We start from the raw sequence: 16,823 nt of genomic DNA on the forward strand, positions 1-16,823 counted from the left end.
CGGCATAACCCAGGGAGAAGCATGGCAAACACCAGCGACACCGACGAAGCCGCGCGAGCGGCCGAAGAGCTTGAACTGGTACCGCTGGTACCAGATCAGGGCGAAGACGAGAGCGACGGCGACAGTGGTTATAGCGCCGGCAAGTTCAGCGCGGCAGTGGCGGCCAAGGACTGGACTGTCGAAACGCTCGTTACTCAAATGAGGAAGGGGAGAATCGACCTTACGCCATCATTTCAGCGACGGAACGCTTGGCTTTCAAACCGAAAGAGCAAGCTGATTGAGTCAATCATGCTGGAATTTCCGATCCCGCAAATCGTCCTGGCCGAGAAGAGAAACAGGCCTGGATTCTATTTTGTGTTGGACGGCAAGCAGAGGCTCCTAACGCTTAGGCAATTTTTTGCCGACAAGGATGACCCGCGAGACGAAGGGTTTGATCCGCTGATACTCACTGGGCTTGAGGTGGTTTCCGATCTCAACAGAAATGACGCCAGCATGCTCGATGAGGGTGCTTTGGCGCGAATCGAAAATCACACGATCCGGACGGTTGTCCTCAGCAAGTGGAACTCCGAGCAGCTCCTGCTATCACTCTTTCTTCGGTTGAACACGGGCAGCGTGCCCCTTTCGCCCCAGGAACTTCGGCAAGCCCTGATTCCAGGCGAGTTCATGGCTTGGCTGGATGAGGAATCGGGCAATCAGCCTGACATGCAAATCCTCCTGGGCAACAAGCACCCGGACCGGCGGATGGCCGACGCTGAGCTTGCCTTGCGTTTCATCGCGTTCTCACTCTCTCCAATCCCGTATCGAGGGAATCTCAAGCAGTTCCTCGATGTGACTTCCAAAGAGCTAAATGACGACTGGGGCTATCAGCAGTCGAGGGCATTCAATGCCCTGCAAGAGATGGGTCAGGCCATCCGTGCAGGATTCGAGCTCTTTGGCCCCGAGCACTTCTGCCGCAAGTGGTCGGGCGCGAAATACGAACGAGCGCTCAACCGTGCCGTGTTTGACTTTCAGGTCTATTCACTGTCTCGTCCCGAGGTAAGGCAAGCCCTTGCGGGCAAGGGTGAACAGTTGGAGTCGGAATTCAAGCACGCTTGTGTGTCCAATGTGGAGTTCACGCGATCAATCACCGCGACCACCAAGACACGAGACGCGTTTGTTATTCGGCATCGGGTTTGGCGAGATATCGTGCAGCGCGTGGCTGGTGTTTCCTACCCACTTCCCAATCCGCTGGACCTGGAGTAGGGCGTGAATCTCAGCGCACAGCTCGATCACCTCGATCGATTGCTGCTCAGTGGTGTTCAGGTGCAGTTTCCGGACGAATTGCCGGACGAAGAAAAGGCCATGATTAACGCCTACGTCGTGCTGTCGCACGCGGTAATCGAGGAGTTTATCGAAGATCTATTCGAGGGCCATTTCAGGCGCCTATCCGGTTGGCTAGTAAGTCCGATGGTCCCAGCAGAGACTGTGCGACTAGCTCTCGCAATCGCGGACTGGCTGCCCGAGAAACAAATGCCGACTTACAAGAAAAGGACTCTTGAAGGGATGTTCAAGGCGGCCAAGTCGGCTCTGGTAATTCAGCTGCGCAATAATCACGGTATAAAAGATCACAATATCTCACAGATGGCATCGCTTGTCGGTGTGGACTGGAGATCCATGGACGCGGCGCTAAACGCTAAATTGGCAGATTTGACGACGCTGGGCAGCAAGCGTGGCGAGGCCGGCCACTTGTCCCCGTATACCGAACGAGCTAAAGCGATCACGCGCCAAACGTATCCTGACGACGTACGCGAGTGGGTCGAAAATGCCCGGAAGGCATGCGTCGCTATGGAAGAATACCTGGACAATCTTGTGCTGGGTCAACAGCCAATGAGCATTATCGGGGACTGGGACGGCAACTAACGCGCTGCGCCTCCGTGGCCGAGCGCCCAGGGCGGTTTCAAAGTTGATCATCCGCTCGGGTCGCGCGTCGTTGCGTGAGGCGGGTGGGGCGGGCGCTCCGGGTGTGAGGGCGGGCGCGGCCCTGTGACCTGCAAGGATGGAGGTTCCTACGCCGTCCGTCCGTGCTTGCCGAGGTGCCGCGCCCGTGTCTGTAGTCTCGCCTGTTCTTGCCCTGTTTGACCAGCCCACGGTGACGCAGATGGTGTTGCGGGGGCAGGTTGACGGACTGCTGGACGCGTTCGCGTCGGTCCCGGACCCGCGTGATGCGCGCGGTGTGCGGTTCCCGCTGGTGGTCGTGCTCGGGCTGGCGCAGCTGGCCGTGGCGTGCGGCGCGGTCGGGTTCGACGAGATCGCCGAGGTCGCCGCCGACCTCGATGCTGACCTGACGGGAGCGTTCGGGTTGGTGCGCTCGGCACCGTCGTCCGGAACGTTCCGGCGGGTCCTGAACGCGACAGACCCGGTCGCGCTGGACGAGGCGCTGTGCCGGTGGGCCGAACCTGCGGTGTCGCAGGTCCGGGAAGCTGAGCGGGTCGAGCGGGTGGTCAGCGCGGACGGCAAGACGATGCGGGCCGCGCGTCGCCGCCTCGAGTCGGGCCGTTTCGCCCAGGACCAGGTCGTGGAGATGCTGGACCAGGCCACTGGTGTCGTCCTGGCGTGTCAGGAGGTCGACGGCGGGGACGAGATCGGCGCGGTCGGGCAGGCCGTGACCCGGCTGATCGACCGGTGGGGGTCGCTGGCCGGGGTCGTGCTGATCGCGGACGCCAAGCACACCCAGCACAAGCTCGTCGAGCAGGTGGGCGACGCCGGCGGGTGGTGGGTACTGCCCGTGAAGGAGAACCAGCCGGGCATCTATGCTCGCGTCACGGGCCTGCCCTGGTCAGACCCTGAAGGCGGCCGCCGTCGAGCGTGGCAGGAGCCACGGCAGGCAGGAGACTCGCACGATCCGGGTGATCCAGGCACCCGAGCACGTCGATCTCGGGCTGGCCGGCGCGGCCCAGGTGATCAAGATCGGTCGGCACGTCCTGCGCAAGAAGAACCTGACCGCCGAGCCCGCGTGGACCCGCGAGACCGCCTACTTCCTGACGAGCTTGCCCGCACACCTGGCCGACCCGGCCGTACTCGCCCGGATCGTGCGGTCTCACTGGCGCATCGAGAACCAGCTGCACTGGGTCCGCGACACCGCCTACGACGAGGACCGGCACACCGCCCGGACCGGGAACGGGCCCGTCAACCTCGCCTGCCTGCGCAACACCGCGATCAGCCGCCACCGCTTCACGGGCGCCGACAACATCCGAAAACGGCTACGCGCCTGCGCCCGCCACGCTCATCGGGCCCTGCACACGCTCACCACCCAGCAAACCCAAGATCAACTTTGAAACCGCCCTGGCCGAGCGCCACACCCGCGCTCGGCACGACCAGTGGCTGCCTGCCTCCCCAGCGTTTGCGCTGATATGGCGTCACGCTGCCGAATTGACCTCTATGAGATCAAGGGCGCGGCTCCGCCGCGCCGGCCTGCACCTTCGGCGGGGCCCCGCGACAGGGACCCCCGCGACCTCCGGCGCCTGGCGGCGCCTCCGGCCGCACCCCCGTCGCACCCCACCTTCGGCGCCGGCCCCGGGTGGCGAAGGCTGTCCTGGATCGTCACGTTGCGTGGCGGGCTCCTAGAGTTCCGATGCCGTGACGGCGATCGGACAGGCGGGCTCAGCGATGCGCTCGTCGCGACTCGTGCGCTTGTAGGCGCCGCGGCTAGTTGTCCACCGTCTGCACGTCAAGTGTCTGCCAATCCGAATCGCCTGGCGGATCCGCGGGTTCAAGCCCGAACATGAGGATGTCAAGGCAGCGACGTGTCTCGGAAAAGAGCTGTGGGAGAGCCGTTCCTACTTCGTGTTGTCTCCCGTTATGCTCCAGCAGAACTCGCATGGTTGGCCGAAGTTCCATCTTCGTGAAGGGCTTGATCGGTGCTTCGGTATAAACCGTGCCGAGCAGGGCCCCATCTGCAAAGCGGACGCCATTCCGCAGTTCGATACGAGGATTCACGTCCACGTCCTCTTCGTACTGAATGGCGAAGCTGAGATCGACCTGCTCGAAGTCGGCGCTCACCGTGACGAAGTCGCGATGCTTGTCTTGCACATCGAGATCGTGAACCACTGAGAGCGTGGTGATCCCGCCCTCGGGCGCGTAGTTGAACGGTTGCACGACGGACAGACGGTGCTGGAACTCTGGATCGATATCGCTAATCCAGGCCTTGAGTGCTTCCTGCCACTGTCGTTCTTCGGTGGAGATCGGGAATGCGACCCGCTTGGGACGGTTCGGTCGCGTGTCGTTGTAGTGCGCCATTCCCCACGCCACCGCATCGAGGGCACTGCGGAGATTGTGCAGCGCGTCGCCGATCGTCAGCGCCCACTCTTGCGTCGGGATGCCGCGCGGGATCCGAGCGACAAGATCGATCGCTTCCCGATCCTCGCGCAAGATGCCCTCGACCATCGCGGGCGCGCTTGCTTGCCACTCGGCAAATCTCGCCTGCAGCGTCGCATAGTGTGTATTCGCTCGGCTCCACTTGAGATCTGGCCAGGTTGAGAAGTTGACGCCCCCCACAAGGCGGATCGGAGGTGCGTAGGGGCCCGGCGCGCTCTCTTTGGGTTCGTTGGTCGGCACGATGCAAGCATGTCACCGAAGGTATGTAGCACACTGAAATTCACGACCGCCGCACCGGAAATCAGCCGAAGTTCACCCCGCCACGGGGCGGGGAGCGTTTTACGCTCAGGTGTATGGCTAAGCACCTGCTGCTTGATTCAGCAACGTCAAACTGGCGTCTACATGTCTCCGAGAACCCGAGCGATGTCATCCAGAGGCTCCAAGAAGCCGAACCTGGAGTTCTCGTCACCGTCAAAGTCGTCCTACCGGACCAGCTCAATGCCCAGACCATCTGGGTGAACCCTTCACAGCTCGGGTGGTGGACAGTCATCGAGCTTCCTGACGCCGATTCGAGCGTGTCGCAACCCACGTGACTAGTCATGACGGGCTCATGACGAGACGGGCCACCAGGAGTGTGGTCGTGGCATATCGGGGTTCTTGCCGTAGGTCGCGGACGGTCACGGCGGGCGGCGCTCGTAGCCGGCCACGTCGAGCACCCGCCTAACAACCGCCCGCACGAGGCCGGCGTGCCAGACCATCCGACGTCGGACGCCATCACAGACCGAGGGGCAGCGGTCATCTCACCTGTGGAACGACGTCCGGCTCTCGGAGGATCTTCATCGACGAGGCACCGCATCAAGGCCGCTCTGCGTCACTGCGTGATGGCGCAAGCGCCAGCCTTGACCCGGCACCACGACGACGAAGAACGTGGCAGGGAGCCGAACGACGCCCCACCCCGAACGCGCCAGGATGTCTCCGTTTTCGCTCCGGTTTGCGGTCCGCATCGGTGCCAACGCATCCAAGCCGGTCGGAGTGCGATCACGGTATCTGCGCAGGTCAGCCAGGTTATGTCGTTCCACGTGCAACGCCGTACAAGTGCCCTCTCCAACCCCACCGCTACCGCACCCTGAAGGCCCCCAACCGCGTCACTCTGCGGATCTGGGGGCCTTCGTCATGCGCCGGCCGGGTCCCCAGTGCTTGACCCGCCGGCCTGTCCAGCGGCCCTCGTGACCCCGTCCACCAGCATCCGCACCAGCTCCTCCCCGTCGACCTGCCACTTCTCCGTGGCCAGGTGCCCGCTGAGCTCCAACCCCGCGATCCCGTGCGCGCTCGACATCAGCAGGGCGCCGTAGCGGAGCGCGTCGGGTTCGCCCACGACGTCGGCCACGATGGTGAGGAACTCGTCCTCCAGGCGGCGCGCCGCCGCCGATGACTCGGCGTCGTCAGCGGGGGTGCTGAACATCAGGGCGTAGCGGTGGGGGCGTCGCCGTCCGACCTCGATGAGGGCCAGCAGCGCACGCTCGAGGCGTTCGGGCGGTGTGCTTCCCTCGTCGTCCCGCAGCTCTCGCACCTGGTCCGCGAGTGCGCCCCAGGCGTCGATCGCGAGCTGGGTGAGCAGGTGCTCCTTGTTCGCGAAGTGCCCGTAGGGCGCGCCGCGCGAGACGCCGGCGCGGGCGCCCACGGCGCGCAGGGTCACGGCGTCCGGGCCGCCGCCGTCGAGCAGCTCGGCCGCGGCGCGGACCAGTGCTCGCCGGGTCGCGGCGGCGGTCTCGGTTCGGGTCACCACGCGATCCATCCTACTTGACAGTGTCATATGAATGGGCGCACCGTAGTTGGCATGACGTTGTCATATGAAACTGACAAGGCCCTGCTCCGTCTCCTGGACCGCACCGAGATCAGCGACGTCCAGCTCCGGTACGCCACCGGCACCGACTCCCGCGACTGGGCGCTCTTCCGGAGCTGCTTCGCCGACGAGGTGGACGTCGACTTCAGCGCAGGGTTCGGGCAGCCCGCGGTGCGCCTCGCAGCCGACGACTGGGTCGCGATGACCGCACCGCGGATGGAGTCCTTCACCGCGACGCAGCACATGATCACGAACCACGTCGTCACCTTCGACGACGACGACCACGCCACCTGCGTCGCCTACGTCCGGGCCAGCCACCACCTGCCGAACAGCACCGGCGACAGCGACCAGACCGTGTACGGCTACTACACCAACCGGTTCGAGCGGACGCCGGACGGGTGGCGCATCGCCGGTCTCAAGCTGACGGCACTGTGGATGACAGGCAACTTCGGCATCTTCCAGACGGCGCTCGCGGGGTAGACCCCACCGGGACGTCAGTCGTGCCGACGCATGACCTGGCGGGCGAGCAGCTGAAAGGATCACCCGAGTCGGTCGGCCAGGTCCGCCGCGCGGCGCCGCACCCGGGCGACACCCGTCGCGTCGTTGTATGCGGCGAAGGCAGGCCATTCGAAGACGTAGACAGCCAGCTCCTCGAGAAGGACCGCCCGCTTGAGACAGTCCGGATCCACGGGCTGCGGGCGGTGAGCGAGGTACGTCTCGACCAGGGCCGGTGACACCTCAGCACCCGTGGGCGTGGCCCGCACGCTCAGGAAGGCCAGGTCCGCCGACGCCCTGCCCAGCCCCGTCGACTGCCAGTCGCAGAAGACGGGCCCCCGTTCACCGTGCACGATGTTGGCCGCGTGACAATCCCCGTGGACGAACGCCGTCGGCTGCGAGGTGAGCTGATCGATGGTCTCGGTGCGCTGTTCCAGCAGCGACTCGAGTCTCGGCAGGACGGGAGCCCAGAAGGCCCGGATCCGGTCGAGGTCCGGGGTCTCGACCGCCGTCAGGAGGGTGTCCGGGCGTGCCCACTCACCGTCGGGGACCGGTGTGGCGTGGATCCGGGCGAGAGCACGGCCGAGCAGTGCCCAGTCGCCGTCGGTCCAGGCGGTCGGCGCGCGCTCGGTCCCGGCGTCGGCGAGAAGGAGCGCGAGGCCGTCAGGTGCCGACACGGTGCCGAGCAGTGCGGGAGTTGCTACGGGCAGGCTCGGTGCGACCTGTCGGTAGAACCGCAGCTCACGCTCCGCGCCGGCCATCACCGCCCGGCCAAGCGTGGCGGGAGTGACCTTGAGGTATGCGGGGCGGCCGGTGGACGTCCGCACGTGGTACACCCCGGCACCGGACCGTGCCTCCGTGGGTGACGCGGTGCTCGTCCTGGCCACCTCGAGCGTCGCCAGCGCGTGTGCCAGCAGGTCAGCGGACAATCGGTCCTCCTGCGCCGTCACCAGATCAGTGCCCCGCCACCTGGACGAGGAACCCGTCGGCCGCCCGTCGCGACCGCAGCCGGTGGAACGTCAGGTGGGCGTTCGCGGGATCGGTCATCGCCGCCCCGTACCGCTCAGGATGCCGCCTGAGCTGCGTCCACGACCACCGCACGATCGAGTCGCTCGCCCAGGGACGCACCACGTCGTGCCAGGGCTGGCGGTTGCCGGTCCCCGGCCACAGCTCGGTCTGCTCCGCCGCGAGCCGGAACGATCGCCGGTAGACCTGCGCGAGCACGACCGGAGCCGGGGGATCGATCCAGACCACCGTGTCGGCTCGGGCCCAGACCGCCTGCTGGAGCACGGAGTAGTTGCCGTCGACCACCCAGGCTTCCCCGGCCACGGCGCGCTCGGCGTCCCGCACGAAGTCCTCCTGGGGCCGAGGGGTCCAGCCCGGTCCCCAGTAGAGCGCGTCGAGCTCCACGTGCCGGACGTCGAGGCGTTCCGCGAGGCGCCGCGCGAACGTGGACTTGCCCGACCCGGACGCTCCGACCACCGACACCCTGCGCACCGCGCGAACGTAGCCGACGGCCTATCGGAAGAGCCAGCGCAATGCGTCCGGCAGCAGCACCCCGGTGTGGTTGGGGTTGTGGCCGCCGTCGCCCAGCACCAGGCGGAAGTCGTAGCCCGCCTCGGCGAGTGCCGCAGCGAACCGGAGGTTCTCCGCGAGCCAGTTGTGGTCGGGCTGGTCCCAGCGCAGGTCCCGGTGCCCGGCCTGCGAGAAGATGCGCAACGGCCGCGGCGGGGTCGTGCGCAGAAGGTCGGGATACGGGTTTCCGCCAGGGATCTGGGCAAAGCTGGACAGGAAGCACGCGACCCGCCGGAACCGGTCCGGGTGGTGCCAGGCCGCGGTGACGGCGCAGTTGCCGCCGCTGCTGCCGCCGACGATGCCCCAGCGGTCCGGATCGTCGGAGACGGCAAAGCGCCGGCGGACCTCCGGGACGATCTCGTCGGCGAGGAAGGTGCCGTACCGGGCGTCGAACGCGTCGTACTCGGCGTTGCGGTTCCGCTCCCCGGCGTCGAGCACGCCGGGGTCGACGAACACCCCGATCGTCACCGGGATGTCGCCGCGGTGGACGAGGCTGTCGAGCACGATCCCGCCGCGCACGTCGCCGTCGGGGTCGAGGTACCACCAGCCGTCCTGGAAGACGAGGACGGCTGCCGGCTCGGCCGGGTCGTAGGCGGCCGGAACGTGGATCCAGACCTTCCGGGACGTTCCCGGATAGGTGGTGCTACGCCAGTCCAGCTCCGTCGTGGTGCCGCGGGGGACGTCCGGCCGCGGGGACGAGTCTGGTCCGTACGCGTAGCGGACGCCGTCGTCCTGGTCCGGCGGGAGCGGGACATGCGGCACGAGCGTGGTCACGCCGCAAGGCTAGGCGCCCCCGCCGCCCCCGCCGCAGCGAATTTCGCCCGAGCCGCCCGACGCCCCGTCTCCACCCTGATTCCGCCCGGAGAAATCTCGGTTGACCTGCATCGTTGTCTTGCGCTGGCCCCCACGCATGGGCTGGACTGGTGTCGCGCCCACCGGCGCTCGCTCCTGTGTCACCGATCGAGCCAGTGCACCCCTGACGGCAGCTCAGAAGGAGAAGAACGATGTCCGAAAACGCGGCGACGCGCGCGGAGAGGTTCGCGTCCGGCATGGCGGCCCTCGATGCCATCCACGACGACGCCGGCCACGGAGTGATCGACTCGCTGGCCGACATCGCCCCCGAGCTCGGGCACCAGATCGTCGCGTGGGGGTACGGCGACATCATCTCCAGGCCTGGGCTGGAGCCGCAGCAGCGGCAGCTCGTGACCCTCGGCATCCTCACCGCGATGGGTGGCAGCGAGGCACAGCTCGAGGTGCACATCGACGCGTCGCTCAACGTCGGCCTGACGCCGGAGCAGATCATCGAGGTCTTTCTGCACAGCTCCGTCTACTGCGGGTTCCCGCGCGCCCTGAACGCCGTCGCCGCCGCGCGGAAGGTGTTCGCCGAGCGCGGTCTCATGCCGCTGTCCTGACGGCGCGGCCGGCGGCGCCCGCACGGGCGTCGCCGAGCCACGTCAGGGCCGGGGGAGCGCTGCCGCGTCACGGTGCTCGACCAGGCCGGAACCCTCCCGCCGGATGCGCTCCACGCCCCAGGCGCCGAGCGGTCCCAGCGCGGCGTTGAGGGCGCGGCCGTGCTCGGTGAGCGTGTACTCGACGCGCGGCGGCACCTCGGCGTGCACCTGCCGGTGCACGAGCCCGTCGGCCTCCATCTCCCGCAGGTGCTGGGTCAGCATCTTCTCGCTCACGCCCGGCAGCCCACGGCGCAGCTCGGCGAACCGGCGCACGCCGTGCTCGTCGAGCTCCCAGAGGATCAGGCCCTTCCACTTGCCGCTCACGACGTCGAGGGCGGCATCGATGCCGCAGATGTAGGGCCCCGTGCGGGGTGACTTCGTCATCGGGCTTCCTGACCGGGCTTACCAAAAGGTAAGTACCCCAGCAAATAGTGGGTACTTCCATGATGGTACGTCGCCCGCGGAGCATGGTCGGGTCACCTTCTACCGAGGAGAACCCTGCGATGACCACACCCGACGCCACCGGCGTCACGGTGCTCGGCCTGGGCGCCATGGGCAGCGCGCTGGCCGCCACCCTGCTCGACGCCGGCCATGCCACCACCGTCTGGAACCGCACCCCGGCCCGCGCCACCGACCTGGCCGCACGGGGAGCCGCGGCGCCGTCCGACGTCGCCGACGCCGTGACGGCCCACCCGCTCGTGATCGCCTGCCTGCTCGACCACGCCTCCGTGCACGAGACCCTCGACCCCGTCATCGGCACCATGCGTGGCACGGCGCTCGTGAACCTCACGACCACCACGCCAAACGAGGCCCGCGAGCTCGCCGCCTGGGCCGAGCGGAACGGCGTCGCCTACCTGGACGGCGCGATCATGGCCACCCCGCCCATGATCGGCACCGCCGAGGCGTCGATCCTGTACAGCGGCTCCGCGGACGTGTTCGCCACCGCACGCCCCGTGCTCGACCGCTGGGCCACCAGCACCTACGACGGCGCCGACAGCGGCCTCGCCTCGCTGTACGACCTGGCCATGCTCTCCGGCATGTACACGATGTTCGCGGGCTTCCTGCACGGCGCCGCGATGGTCGGCTCGGTCGGTGTGACCGCCACCGAGTTCGCCGCCCGCGCCACCCCGTTCCTCAGCGCCATGACGGCCGGGTTCGTGCACGACGCCGCGGTGGTCGACGGCGGCGACTACACCGTGCCCGGCCAGCAGAGCCTGGACTTCTCCGACCTGAGCCACATCGTGCGCGCCAGCCGGGAGCAGGGGGTCGACCCCGCACCCGTCGCGGCCGTGCAGGAGCTGATCGCCCGGCAGATCACTGCCGGGCACGGCGCCGAGGCCTTCGCCCGCATCTACGAGAGCCTGCGGGCAGACCGGTCCACCACCCCCGAACCCGCGGAGGCCGCCCGATGAGCACCACCGTTACAGTCCTCGGCCTGGGCCCCATGGGCCAGGCCATGGCCCGGACACTGCTCGCCCAGGGTCACGCCGTCACCGTCTGGAACCGGACGCCGAGCCGCGCCGCCGACCTCGTCGCGGCGGGCGCCCGGCTCGCCGGCACGCCCGAGGACGCCGTCGCCGCGAGCGGGCTCGTGATCCTCAGCCTCACCGACTACCCGGCGATGTACGACGTGCTCGGGCCGGCGACCACGGCCCTCGCGGGCCGCACCGTCGTGAACCTCAGCTCGGACTCGCCCGAGCGGACCCGCGAGGGCGCCGCCTGGGTGACCGGGCACGGAGCCCGCTTCCTGACGGGCGGCGTGATGGTCCCCGCGCCGATGGTGGGCACCGACGCCGCCTACGTGTACTACAGCGGCCCGGCCGGGCTTCTGAAGGCGCACCGGGACGTGCTCGGCACGCTCGGCGCACCCCGCTACCTCGGCGAGGACCCGGGGCTGGCGCAGCTCATGTACCAGGCCAACCTCGACGTGTTCCTCACGGCGCTCGCGGCCCTCATGCACGCCACCGCCCTGCTGGAGTCCGCGGGCGTGCGGCCGACCGCCGCCCTGCCGGAGCTCCTCCAGACCCTGGCCGGCACCGGGGCGATCCTGGAGGCCGGCGAGAACCCCGGCGCGCAGCTCGAGGCGGGGGAGCACCCCGGCCACCTGAGCACGGTCACGATGATGGGCGCGACGGCCGACCACATCGTCGCCACCAGCGAGGCCGCGGGCGTGGACCGCGCCCTGCCGGAGGCCGTGCGGGCCTACTACACCTGGGCGCGCGAGCACGGCCACGGCGGCGACAACTGGACCCGGATCATCGACGCGATGCGCCCGCGGGTCGAGACACGGGGCTGAGGCTCAGCCGCGGCCGATCCGCCGGCGCGGGTCCAGGCCGGAGTCGGCGAGGCTCGTCACCATGCTGCCGTGCGTGAGCGCCCGTTCCGCCCGCAGGTCGTGCGCCACGGCGCGCAGCAGGCCGGGCAGGAAGTCCCGCCCGCGCCGGACGCACCACGGCAGCCCGGCCCGCACGAGCCACGTCACGCGCTGCCGGAGGTCGGGCGGGGCCGGTGCCGCGGGCAGCCGGGCGGCGACCTGCCGGGCCGCGTCGGCACCGTCGGGGACCACCGCGTAGGCCGGGTCGAGGGTCGCCAGAGCGGCCGCCACTGCCAGCGCCAGACGGCGGTGCCCGGCCGGCGACGGGTGCACGCGGTCGATGTGCCAGGCCTTCGCCCCGGCGGGCGCGATGGCGTGCGCGGCGTCGACCACGACCACGCGTCCCGGCGCCTGGTCGGTGCCGCTCGCCGAGGCCACCTCGTCGACCGCGGCGTCGACGGCGGCGACCCGGCGCCGCATCACGCGCCGTACGGGGCGCGGGGCGAGCTCGAAGAGGCCGATCACGGGCAGCCGCACCAGGACGACGTCGGCGCCGGCCCCGCGCAGCTCCTGGACGCTCCGGCGCAGGTCCATGAGGGTCAGCCGGGCGTCGAAGTCGCTGCGGAGCACGTCGTTGCCGCCCACGAGCACGGTCGCGAGCCGTGGCCGCAGGGCGAGCGCCGCGGCGAGCTGTGCCACCGCGACGTCCCGGGAGCGGGCGCCGTTGGTGGCGAGGTTGGTGAACTCCGTCATGCCGAGCACCGTGGCCAGGTGCGCGGCCCAGCCGGGGCCGTGCACGGCGTCCGGACCCACGGAGTCACCCACGCCCACGGTGATCGAGTCACCGAGGGCTACCAGGCGGCCGCGTCCCGACGCCGACGTCATCTCACCGGCGTCCCGCGCTGCCCACGTGGATCGGGCCGGACGGGTCGGTGACGTCGGACCGTCCCGGGTCGGGCCGGAGCTCGAAGGCCCGGCGGGAGTGCAGCTCCAGCATCGCGTCGCCGGTGGCGCTCCAGGGGAACAGCTCGGCGCGGGCGCGGGCGGCCTTGCGCCGCTGCTCCACGTCGCGGTCCAGCACCTCGTGCAGGGCGACGGCGAGAGCCGCCGCCTCCGGCGCGGCCGCGGCACCGGCGGTGCCGACCACCTCGGGCAGGGCGCTCGTCGAGCTGCAGACCACGGGCGTCCCGGACGCCAGCGCCTCCAGCGCCGCCAGCCCGAACGTCTCGATCGGACCGGGCGCGATGACGACGTCGGCGCAGGTGAGCAGCGTGGCGAGCCGGTCCCGGTCGGGGACGAACGAGAGGAACCGGTGGGGCAGCCCGGCGGCCTCGGCCCGGCGTCGCATCGCCGGCAGCAACGGTCCCGAGCCGGCGACGACGAGCCGCACGGGGCGGCCGTCGCGCACGAGCTGTGCGGCGGCGTCGATCGCGAGGTCGGGGCGCTTCTCGGTGGACTGCCGGCTCGCGAGCACGATGAGCGCGGTGCTGGCCGGCACGTACTCGGCACGGGCCTCGGCGGACCAGCGGTCGGGCCGGAACCGCTCCAGGTCCACGCCGAGCGGCACGCGGTACAGCGGCGGCAGCGTGGTGCCACGGGACCGGGCGGCCAGCCGCTCCACCTCGCCGGCGGCGAACTGGGTGGTGGCGACCAGCCGGTCGAACCGGGTGAGGGTGGCGCGGTTGTAGAGGTCGGCGAGGGCCGGCGTGACGGCCGCGCCCAGCGCCGCGGCCTGACCGCCCGCGGCGGCGCCGGGGATCCAGGACCGCAGCACGCCGTCGACCCGCTCGTGCAGCATCATGAGGGACGGCACCCCGGCCTCGCGGGCCCAGTCGCCCAGCCCGGCGAGCGTGGTGCGGTCGCTGACCTCGAGCCGGTCGGGTGCGATCGTCTCCAGCAGCCCGCGCATCTTGCCGGGCTGCACCACGGCGCGGTAGCCCCCGGAGAACGGCACACGCGGTGCCGCGAGGCTGACGACCCGTACGCCGTCCACGAGCGACACCCCGTCCCGCCGGCCGGGCACCACGAGCACGGGTTCGTGCCCCCGGGCGAGGTACTGCCCGGCCATGGCGTGCATGGCGGTCCGGATGCCCCCCGACCGGGGGCTGTAGAAGTTCGCTACGTGGACGATCCGCACGTCATACCTCCGCTGAGCCTGCTCTCGCGTGCACCCGGACCGCGTCCTCGTAGTGCCCCATGAGCTCGGAGCAGATGTCGTGCCAGGTACGACTCTCGGCACGTTCTCGTGCCGAGGTGCCGAAGGCCCGCCGCTTGCGCTCGTCCCCCACCAGGTCGACGACGCGTGCGCGGAGTGCCTCGTGGTCACCTGGAGGGTACAGCCAGCCGTCGTGGGAGTGCCGGACGATGTCCAGCGGCCCGCCCGCCGCGGGTGCCACGACCGGCACGCCGCTGGCGTGCGCCTCCTGGAGCGTCTGACCGAACGTCTCCAGCTCGCCCGGGTGCACGAACACGTCGAGGCTGGCCATCGCCCGGGACAGCTCGGCGCCCCGGAGCAGCCCGGTGAAGCGGGCCTGGGGGAGCACGTGCTCCAGGTGCTCGCGCTCGGGGCCGTCGCCGACGATCACGAGGCGCACGCCCGGCAGGTCCTGCACCACGCGCAGTGCCTCGACCTGCTTCTCGGCGGCCAGCCGGCCCACGTACCCGACGAGGATCTCGCGGCCGCCCCCGATCGTGCGGCGCCACGCCTCGTCCCGGAACTGCGGGTGGAACGCCTGCGTGTCCACGCCGCGGCCCCACAGGCGCAGGTTGGGCACGCCGTGGTTCTCGAGCTGCCGCATGGTCGCGGTGGACGGGGCGAGCGTCATCGTCGCGCGCTCGTGGATGTCCTTGACCCGCTTCCAGAGCAGGGGCTCGAAGCCGCCCAGCCCGTAGCGCGCCGCGTACCCCGGGACCTCCGTCTGGTAGACGGCGACGCTCGGCAGGCGGAGGCGCTCGGCGGCGAGGATGCCGCGCCAGCCGAGGATGAACGGGGAGGCCAGGTGGATGACGTCGGGCGCGAACGTCGCCAGCGTGCGCTCGGTGCGCCACTTCTTGCCGACGACGAGGCGCACGTCGGGGTACCCGGGGAAGCCGATCGAGCCGAGCTCGACCACGGGGGCACCACTGACGAAGGGCGGGACGTGCCCGATGGAGGCATCGGCGTCCGGAGCGAGGACCATGGCCTGGTCCCCCCGCTCCTGCAGATGCTCGAGTACCCGCAGGACGGAGTTGGTGACTCCGTTGACCTGCGGCAGAAAACTCTCCGCAACGATGGCTACGCGCACGTTACGAACCTGCCGGTCGTCGATGTCCGGGCAGAGGCTTCCATGCGGCGATCCGGGGAACGGGTGGCGTCGAGACGGTAACCGCGGGACAGGATGTCACGTTCCTGACCGTAGCGGAGCCACGAGCCACCTGGCATGGGGAACACCCCTGAACCGACCCTCAGTGCTGCCGTGGGACGGTCCTGCGCGTCCGCGCGAGCTGCACCAGCCGGACGACGGCCCCGATCAGCAGCGCCACGAGCAGCGCGTTGCGCAGCGCCCCCACGGTCGTGGCCAGCGGCCAGCCGCCGAGGAACTCGCCGTAGCGGATCGGGTAGATCTCCATGGTCAGCCGCGCCACGATCAGGGTGCCGAGGGCGGGCAGGAACCAGGTACGCCGGGTGCCCTGGCTGCGACTGCCCAGCGCGATGGCGGCCGCCAGCGGCGGCCCGATCCAGGCGATGAACTGGGGCGAGCCCACCTTGTTGAAGACGATGAGCGCGAGCAGCTCCGCGGCGGCACCGAGCAGCAGGATGTCGCCCACCCGGTCCTGGCGCCGCCGGGCGGTCCACCAGACGAGCGCCGCCAAGAGGATCGCGGCCACCGGGAGCGCGACGTCCAGCGCCTGGGCCACGGCGTCCGGCCCTGCCCCGAGCACCTCGTAGGTGTAGATGACGTCGTCGTACTCGACCTGGATCGAGGAGTCCCACAGCCGCGCCACCGTGAACGGCGTGGCGGCGACCGACTCCACCTGGAGCTGCCGGTCGCCCTGCTCGCCGAACACGTCGAGCACGTTGTCCTGCCCGCCACCCGCCACCGCGACGCCCACGACGACGGCGGTCACCGCAGCTCCCGGAAGCACGACGTTCCGCAGCAGGTCCTTGAGGTTCGACGTGGTCGCGGCGAGCGCGAGGGCCACCGCACCCGGGGCGATCTTGATCCAGGCACCCACCGTGGCCAGCGTCATGGCGAGGGCGGGGCGCCGGACCGCGACGAGCAGCGCCACCAGGATGATCGGGGCCAGCAGGCCGTCGAGCCGGCCGATCCAGATCGGGCCGAGGGCGGCGAGGAACGCGAGCCAGAACCAGACGGCGGCCGGCCCGTGCGGCCGCGCCCGGCCGAGCACGGCCACGGCGACGGCGTTGGCAGCCGTCACCAGGCCCATCCACACCCAGTAGTAGCCGTCCGTCGAGCTGGTCAGCAGAGCCGGGACGGCCATCGGCCCCAGCGCGCCGAGCGGGTACACCCAGTCGTAGCTGAAGACGGGCCACCACCCGTCGCTCATCCCGGTGCGGACCCACCACTCGTACAGGTTCACGTCGCCGAGGATCTGCCCCCCGAAGACCCAGGCCTGCAGGATGATCCAGCCGTGCACCAGCACGAACCCGGCCCACAGGGCCGGCCACGAGGTGACGATCCGGCTGGCGGACCGCAGGAGGTCCCTGCCCCCGGTCCGGGGGCTGGTCGAGATGTCTGACGGGCTCGGCACGGGCCACATCCTTGCACTGATCGACGGCGGCATCGGCGGA

Annotated in this window: 18 protein-coding genes and 1 pseudogene; 9 read left to right on the forward strand and 10 right to left on the reverse strand. The window is 69.7% G+C overall.

The window, feature by feature from the left end; all coding sequences use genetic code 11:
* The first annotated feature begins 21 nt into the window (after positions 1-21).
* The 4 genes and pseudogenes from ACO229_RS23300 (at position 22) to ACO229_RS23315 (ending at position 3,314) form a co-directional block, all read left to right on the forward strand.
* Complete coding sequence (locus ACO229_RS23300) at positions 22-1,242, forward strand: DUF262 domain-containing protein (protein WP_423462940.1); 1,221 nt, start codon at positions 22-24, stop codon at positions 1,240-1,242.
* Positions 1,243-1,245: 3 nt separating this feature from the next.
* Complete coding sequence (locus ACO229_RS23305; RefSeq protein WP_423462941.1) at positions 1,246-1,899, forward strand: HEPN domain-containing protein; 654 nt, start codon at positions 1,246-1,248, stop codon at positions 1,897-1,899.
* Between the two features lie 238 nt (positions 1,900-2,137).
* A pseudogene (locus ACO229_RS23310) lies at positions 2,138-2,791 on the forward strand (ISAs1 family transposase); the annotation flags it as partial.
* Positions 2,790-3,314, forward strand: a complete 525-nt coding sequence (locus ACO229_RS23315; RefSeq protein WP_423462942.1) for an ISAs1 family transposase — start codon at positions 2,790-2,792, stop codon at positions 3,312-3,314. The pseudogene ACO229_RS23310 and the gene ACO229_RS23315, both read left to right, overlap by 2 nt.
* Before the next feature lie 370 nt (positions 3,315-3,684).
* On the opposite strand, the gene ACO229_RS23320 is transcribed toward ACO229_RS23315, so the two are convergent.
* On the reverse strand, positions 3,685-4,593 hold the full coding sequence (locus tag ACO229_RS23320) for a hypothetical protein (RefSeq protein WP_423462943.1): 909 nt from the start codon (positions 4,591-4,593) through the stop codon (positions 3,685-3,687).
* Positions 4,594-4,706: 113 nt separating this feature from the next.
* Between ACO229_RS23320 and ACO229_RS23325 the strand changes: the two genes are divergently transcribed.
* Positions 4,707-4,946 carry a hypothetical protein gene (locus ACO229_RS23325; RefSeq protein ID WP_423462944.1) on the forward strand — a complete coding sequence of 80 codons (240 nt, stop codon included), beginning with the start codon at positions 4,707-4,709 and terminating at the stop codon, positions 4,944-4,946.
* Positions 4,947-5,524: 578 nt separating this feature from the next.
* Here the strand turns inward: ACO229_RS23325 and ACO229_RS23330 are convergent.
* The gene (locus ACO229_RS23330; RefSeq protein WP_423462945.1) at positions 5,525-6,139 is read right to left on the reverse strand and encodes a TetR/AcrR family transcriptional regulator; all 615 of its coding nucleotides are present in this window, start codon (positions 6,137-6,139) and stop codon (positions 5,525-5,527) included.
* A gap of 51 nt (positions 6,140-6,190) precedes the next feature.
* On the opposite strand from ACO229_RS23330, the gene ACO229_RS23335 reads away from it, so the two are divergent.
* A complete protein-coding gene (locus ACO229_RS23335) occupies positions 6,191-6,676 on the forward strand; it encodes a nuclear transport factor 2 family protein (RefSeq protein WP_423462946.1) in 486 nt (161 codons plus the stop codon).
* 59 nt (positions 6,677-6,735) lie between these two features.
* Here the strand turns inward: ACO229_RS23335 and ACO229_RS23340 are convergent, their stop codons facing one another.
* From ACO229_RS23340 to ACO229_RS23350, 3 genes are read right to left on the reverse strand one after another with little or no spacing between them, the layout of a single operon-like run.
* Positions 6,736-7,620 carry a phosphotransferase family protein gene (locus ACO229_RS23340; protein WP_423462947.1) on the reverse strand — a complete coding sequence of 295 codons (885 nt, stop codon included), beginning with the start codon at positions 7,618-7,620 and terminating at the stop codon, positions 6,736-6,738.
* Positions 7,621-7,645: 25 nt separating this feature from the next.
* Positions 7,646-8,188, reverse strand: coding sequence for an AAA family ATPase (locus ACO229_RS23345; RefSeq protein WP_397413151.1), 543 nt, complete (start codon positions 8,186-8,188; stop codon positions 7,646-7,648).
* 21 nt (positions 8,189-8,209) lie between these two features.
* Complete coding sequence (locus ACO229_RS23350) at positions 8,210-9,040, reverse strand: alpha/beta hydrolase (RefSeq protein WP_423462948.1); 831 nt, start codon at positions 9,038-9,040, stop codon at positions 8,210-8,212.
* Positions 9,041-9,270: 230 nt separating this feature from the next.
* Between ACO229_RS23350 and ACO229_RS23355 the strand changes: the two genes are divergently transcribed.
* The gene (locus ACO229_RS23355) at positions 9,271-9,678 is read left to right on the forward strand and encodes a carboxymuconolactone decarboxylase family protein (protein WP_397413153.1); all 408 of its coding nucleotides are present in this window, start codon (positions 9,271-9,273) and stop codon (positions 9,676-9,678) included.
* 42 nt (positions 9,679-9,720) lie between these two features.
* On the opposite strand, the gene ACO229_RS23360 is transcribed toward ACO229_RS23355, so the two are convergent.
* Positions 9,721-10,101 (reverse strand): winged helix-turn-helix transcriptional regulator, encoded by a 381-nt coding sequence (locus ACO229_RS23360; RefSeq protein WP_397413155.1) that lies wholly within the window; start codon positions 10,099-10,101, stop codon positions 9,721-9,723.
* Positions 10,102-10,220: 119 nt separating this feature from the next.
* Here ACO229_RS23360 and ACO229_RS23365 point away from each other — a divergent pair, with 119 nt between their 5' ends.
* A complete protein-coding gene (locus ACO229_RS23365) occupies positions 10,221-11,129 on the forward strand; it encodes an NAD(P)-dependent oxidoreductase (protein WP_423462949.1) in 909 nt (302 codons plus the stop codon).
* A complete protein-coding gene (locus tag ACO229_RS23370; RefSeq protein ID WP_423462950.1) occupies positions 11,126-12,013 on the forward strand; it encodes an NAD(P)-dependent oxidoreductase in 888 nt (295 codons plus the stop codon). The genes ACO229_RS23365 and ACO229_RS23370 overlap by 4 nt, the downstream gene beginning before the upstream one ends.
* A 3-nt stretch (positions 12,014-12,016) precedes the next feature.
* On the opposite strand, the gene ACO229_RS23375 is transcribed toward ACO229_RS23370, so the two are convergent.
* The 4 genes from ACO229_RS23375 to ACO229_RS23390 form a co-directional block, all read right to left on the reverse strand.
* Positions 12,017-12,916 carry a GDSL-type esterase/lipase family protein gene (locus ACO229_RS23375; RefSeq protein WP_423462951.1) on the reverse strand — a complete coding sequence of 300 codons (900 nt, stop codon included), beginning with the start codon at positions 12,914-12,916 and terminating at the stop codon, positions 12,017-12,019.
* A gap of 1 nt (position 12,917) precedes the next feature.
* The gene (locus tag ACO229_RS23380; protein ID WP_423462952.1) at positions 12,918-14,168 is read right to left on the reverse strand and encodes a glycosyltransferase; all 1,251 of its coding nucleotides are present in this window, start codon (positions 14,166-14,168) and stop codon (positions 12,918-12,920) included.
* Position 14,169: 1 nt separating this feature from the next.
* Positions 14,170-15,315 carry a glycosyltransferase family 4 protein gene (locus tag ACO229_RS23385; RefSeq protein ID WP_397413165.1) on the reverse strand — a complete coding sequence of 382 codons (1,146 nt, stop codon included), beginning with the start codon at positions 15,313-15,315 and terminating at the stop codon, positions 14,170-14,172.
* A 160-nt stretch (positions 15,316-15,475) separates the two neighbouring features.
* Positions 15,476-16,792: a hypothetical protein gene (locus ACO229_RS23390; protein WP_423462953.1), complete on the reverse strand. Its 1,317-nt coding sequence runs from the start codon at positions 16,790-16,792 to the stop codon at positions 15,476-15,478.
* Between the last annotated feature and the right edge of the window lie 31 nt (positions 16,793-16,823).

The sequence above is a fragment of the Promicromonospora sp. MS192 genome (assembly GCF_049532985.1).
GTDB lineage: Bacteria > Actinomycetota > Actinomycetes > Actinomycetales > Cellulomonadaceae > Promicromonospora.

What these genes read in the sequence shown, in the direction of transcription:
- ACO229_RS23300 (WP_423462940.1), top strand. Translation starts at nt 22, where the DNA reads ATGGCAAACACCAGCGACACCGACGAAGCCGCGCGAGCGGCCGAAGAG.
- ACO229_RS23315 (WP_423462942.1), top strand. Translation starts at nt 2,790, where the DNA reads ATGCTCGCGTCACGGGCCTGCCCTGGTCAGACCCTGAAGGCGGCCGCC.
- ACO229_RS23325 (WP_423462944.1), top strand. Translation starts at nt 4,707, where the DNA reads ATGGCTAAGCACCTGCTGCTTGATTCAGCAACGTCAAACTGGCGTCTA.
- ACO229_RS23335 (WP_423462946.1), top strand. Translation starts at nt 6,191, where the DNA reads ATGACGTTGTCATATGAAACTGACAAGGCCCTGCTCCGTCTCCTGGAC.
- ACO229_RS23355 (WP_397413153.1), top strand. Translation starts at nt 9,271, where the DNA reads ATGTCCGAAAACGCGGCGACGCGCGCGGAGAGGTTCGCGTCCGGCATG.
- ACO229_RS23360 (WP_397413155.1), bottom strand. Translation starts at nt 10,101, where the DNA reads ATGACGAAGTCACCCCGCACGGGGCCCTACATCTGCGGCATCGATGCC.
- ACO229_RS23365 (WP_423462949.1), top strand. Translation starts at nt 10,221, where the DNA reads ATGACCACACCCGACGCCACCGGCGTCACGGTGCTCGGCCTGGGCGCC.
- ACO229_RS23370 (WP_423462950.1), top strand. Translation starts at nt 11,126, where the DNA reads ATGAGCACCACCGTTACAGTCCTCGGCCTGGGCCCCATGGGCCAGGCC.
- ACO229_RS23375 (WP_423462951.1), bottom strand. Translation starts at nt 12,916, where the DNA reads ATGACGTCGGCGTCGGGACGCGGCCGCCTGGTAGCCCTCGGTGACTCG.
- ACO229_RS23390 (WP_423462953.1), bottom strand. Translation starts at nt 16,792, where the DNA reads ATGTGGCCCGTGCCGAGCCCGTCAGACATCTCGACCAGCCCCCGGACC.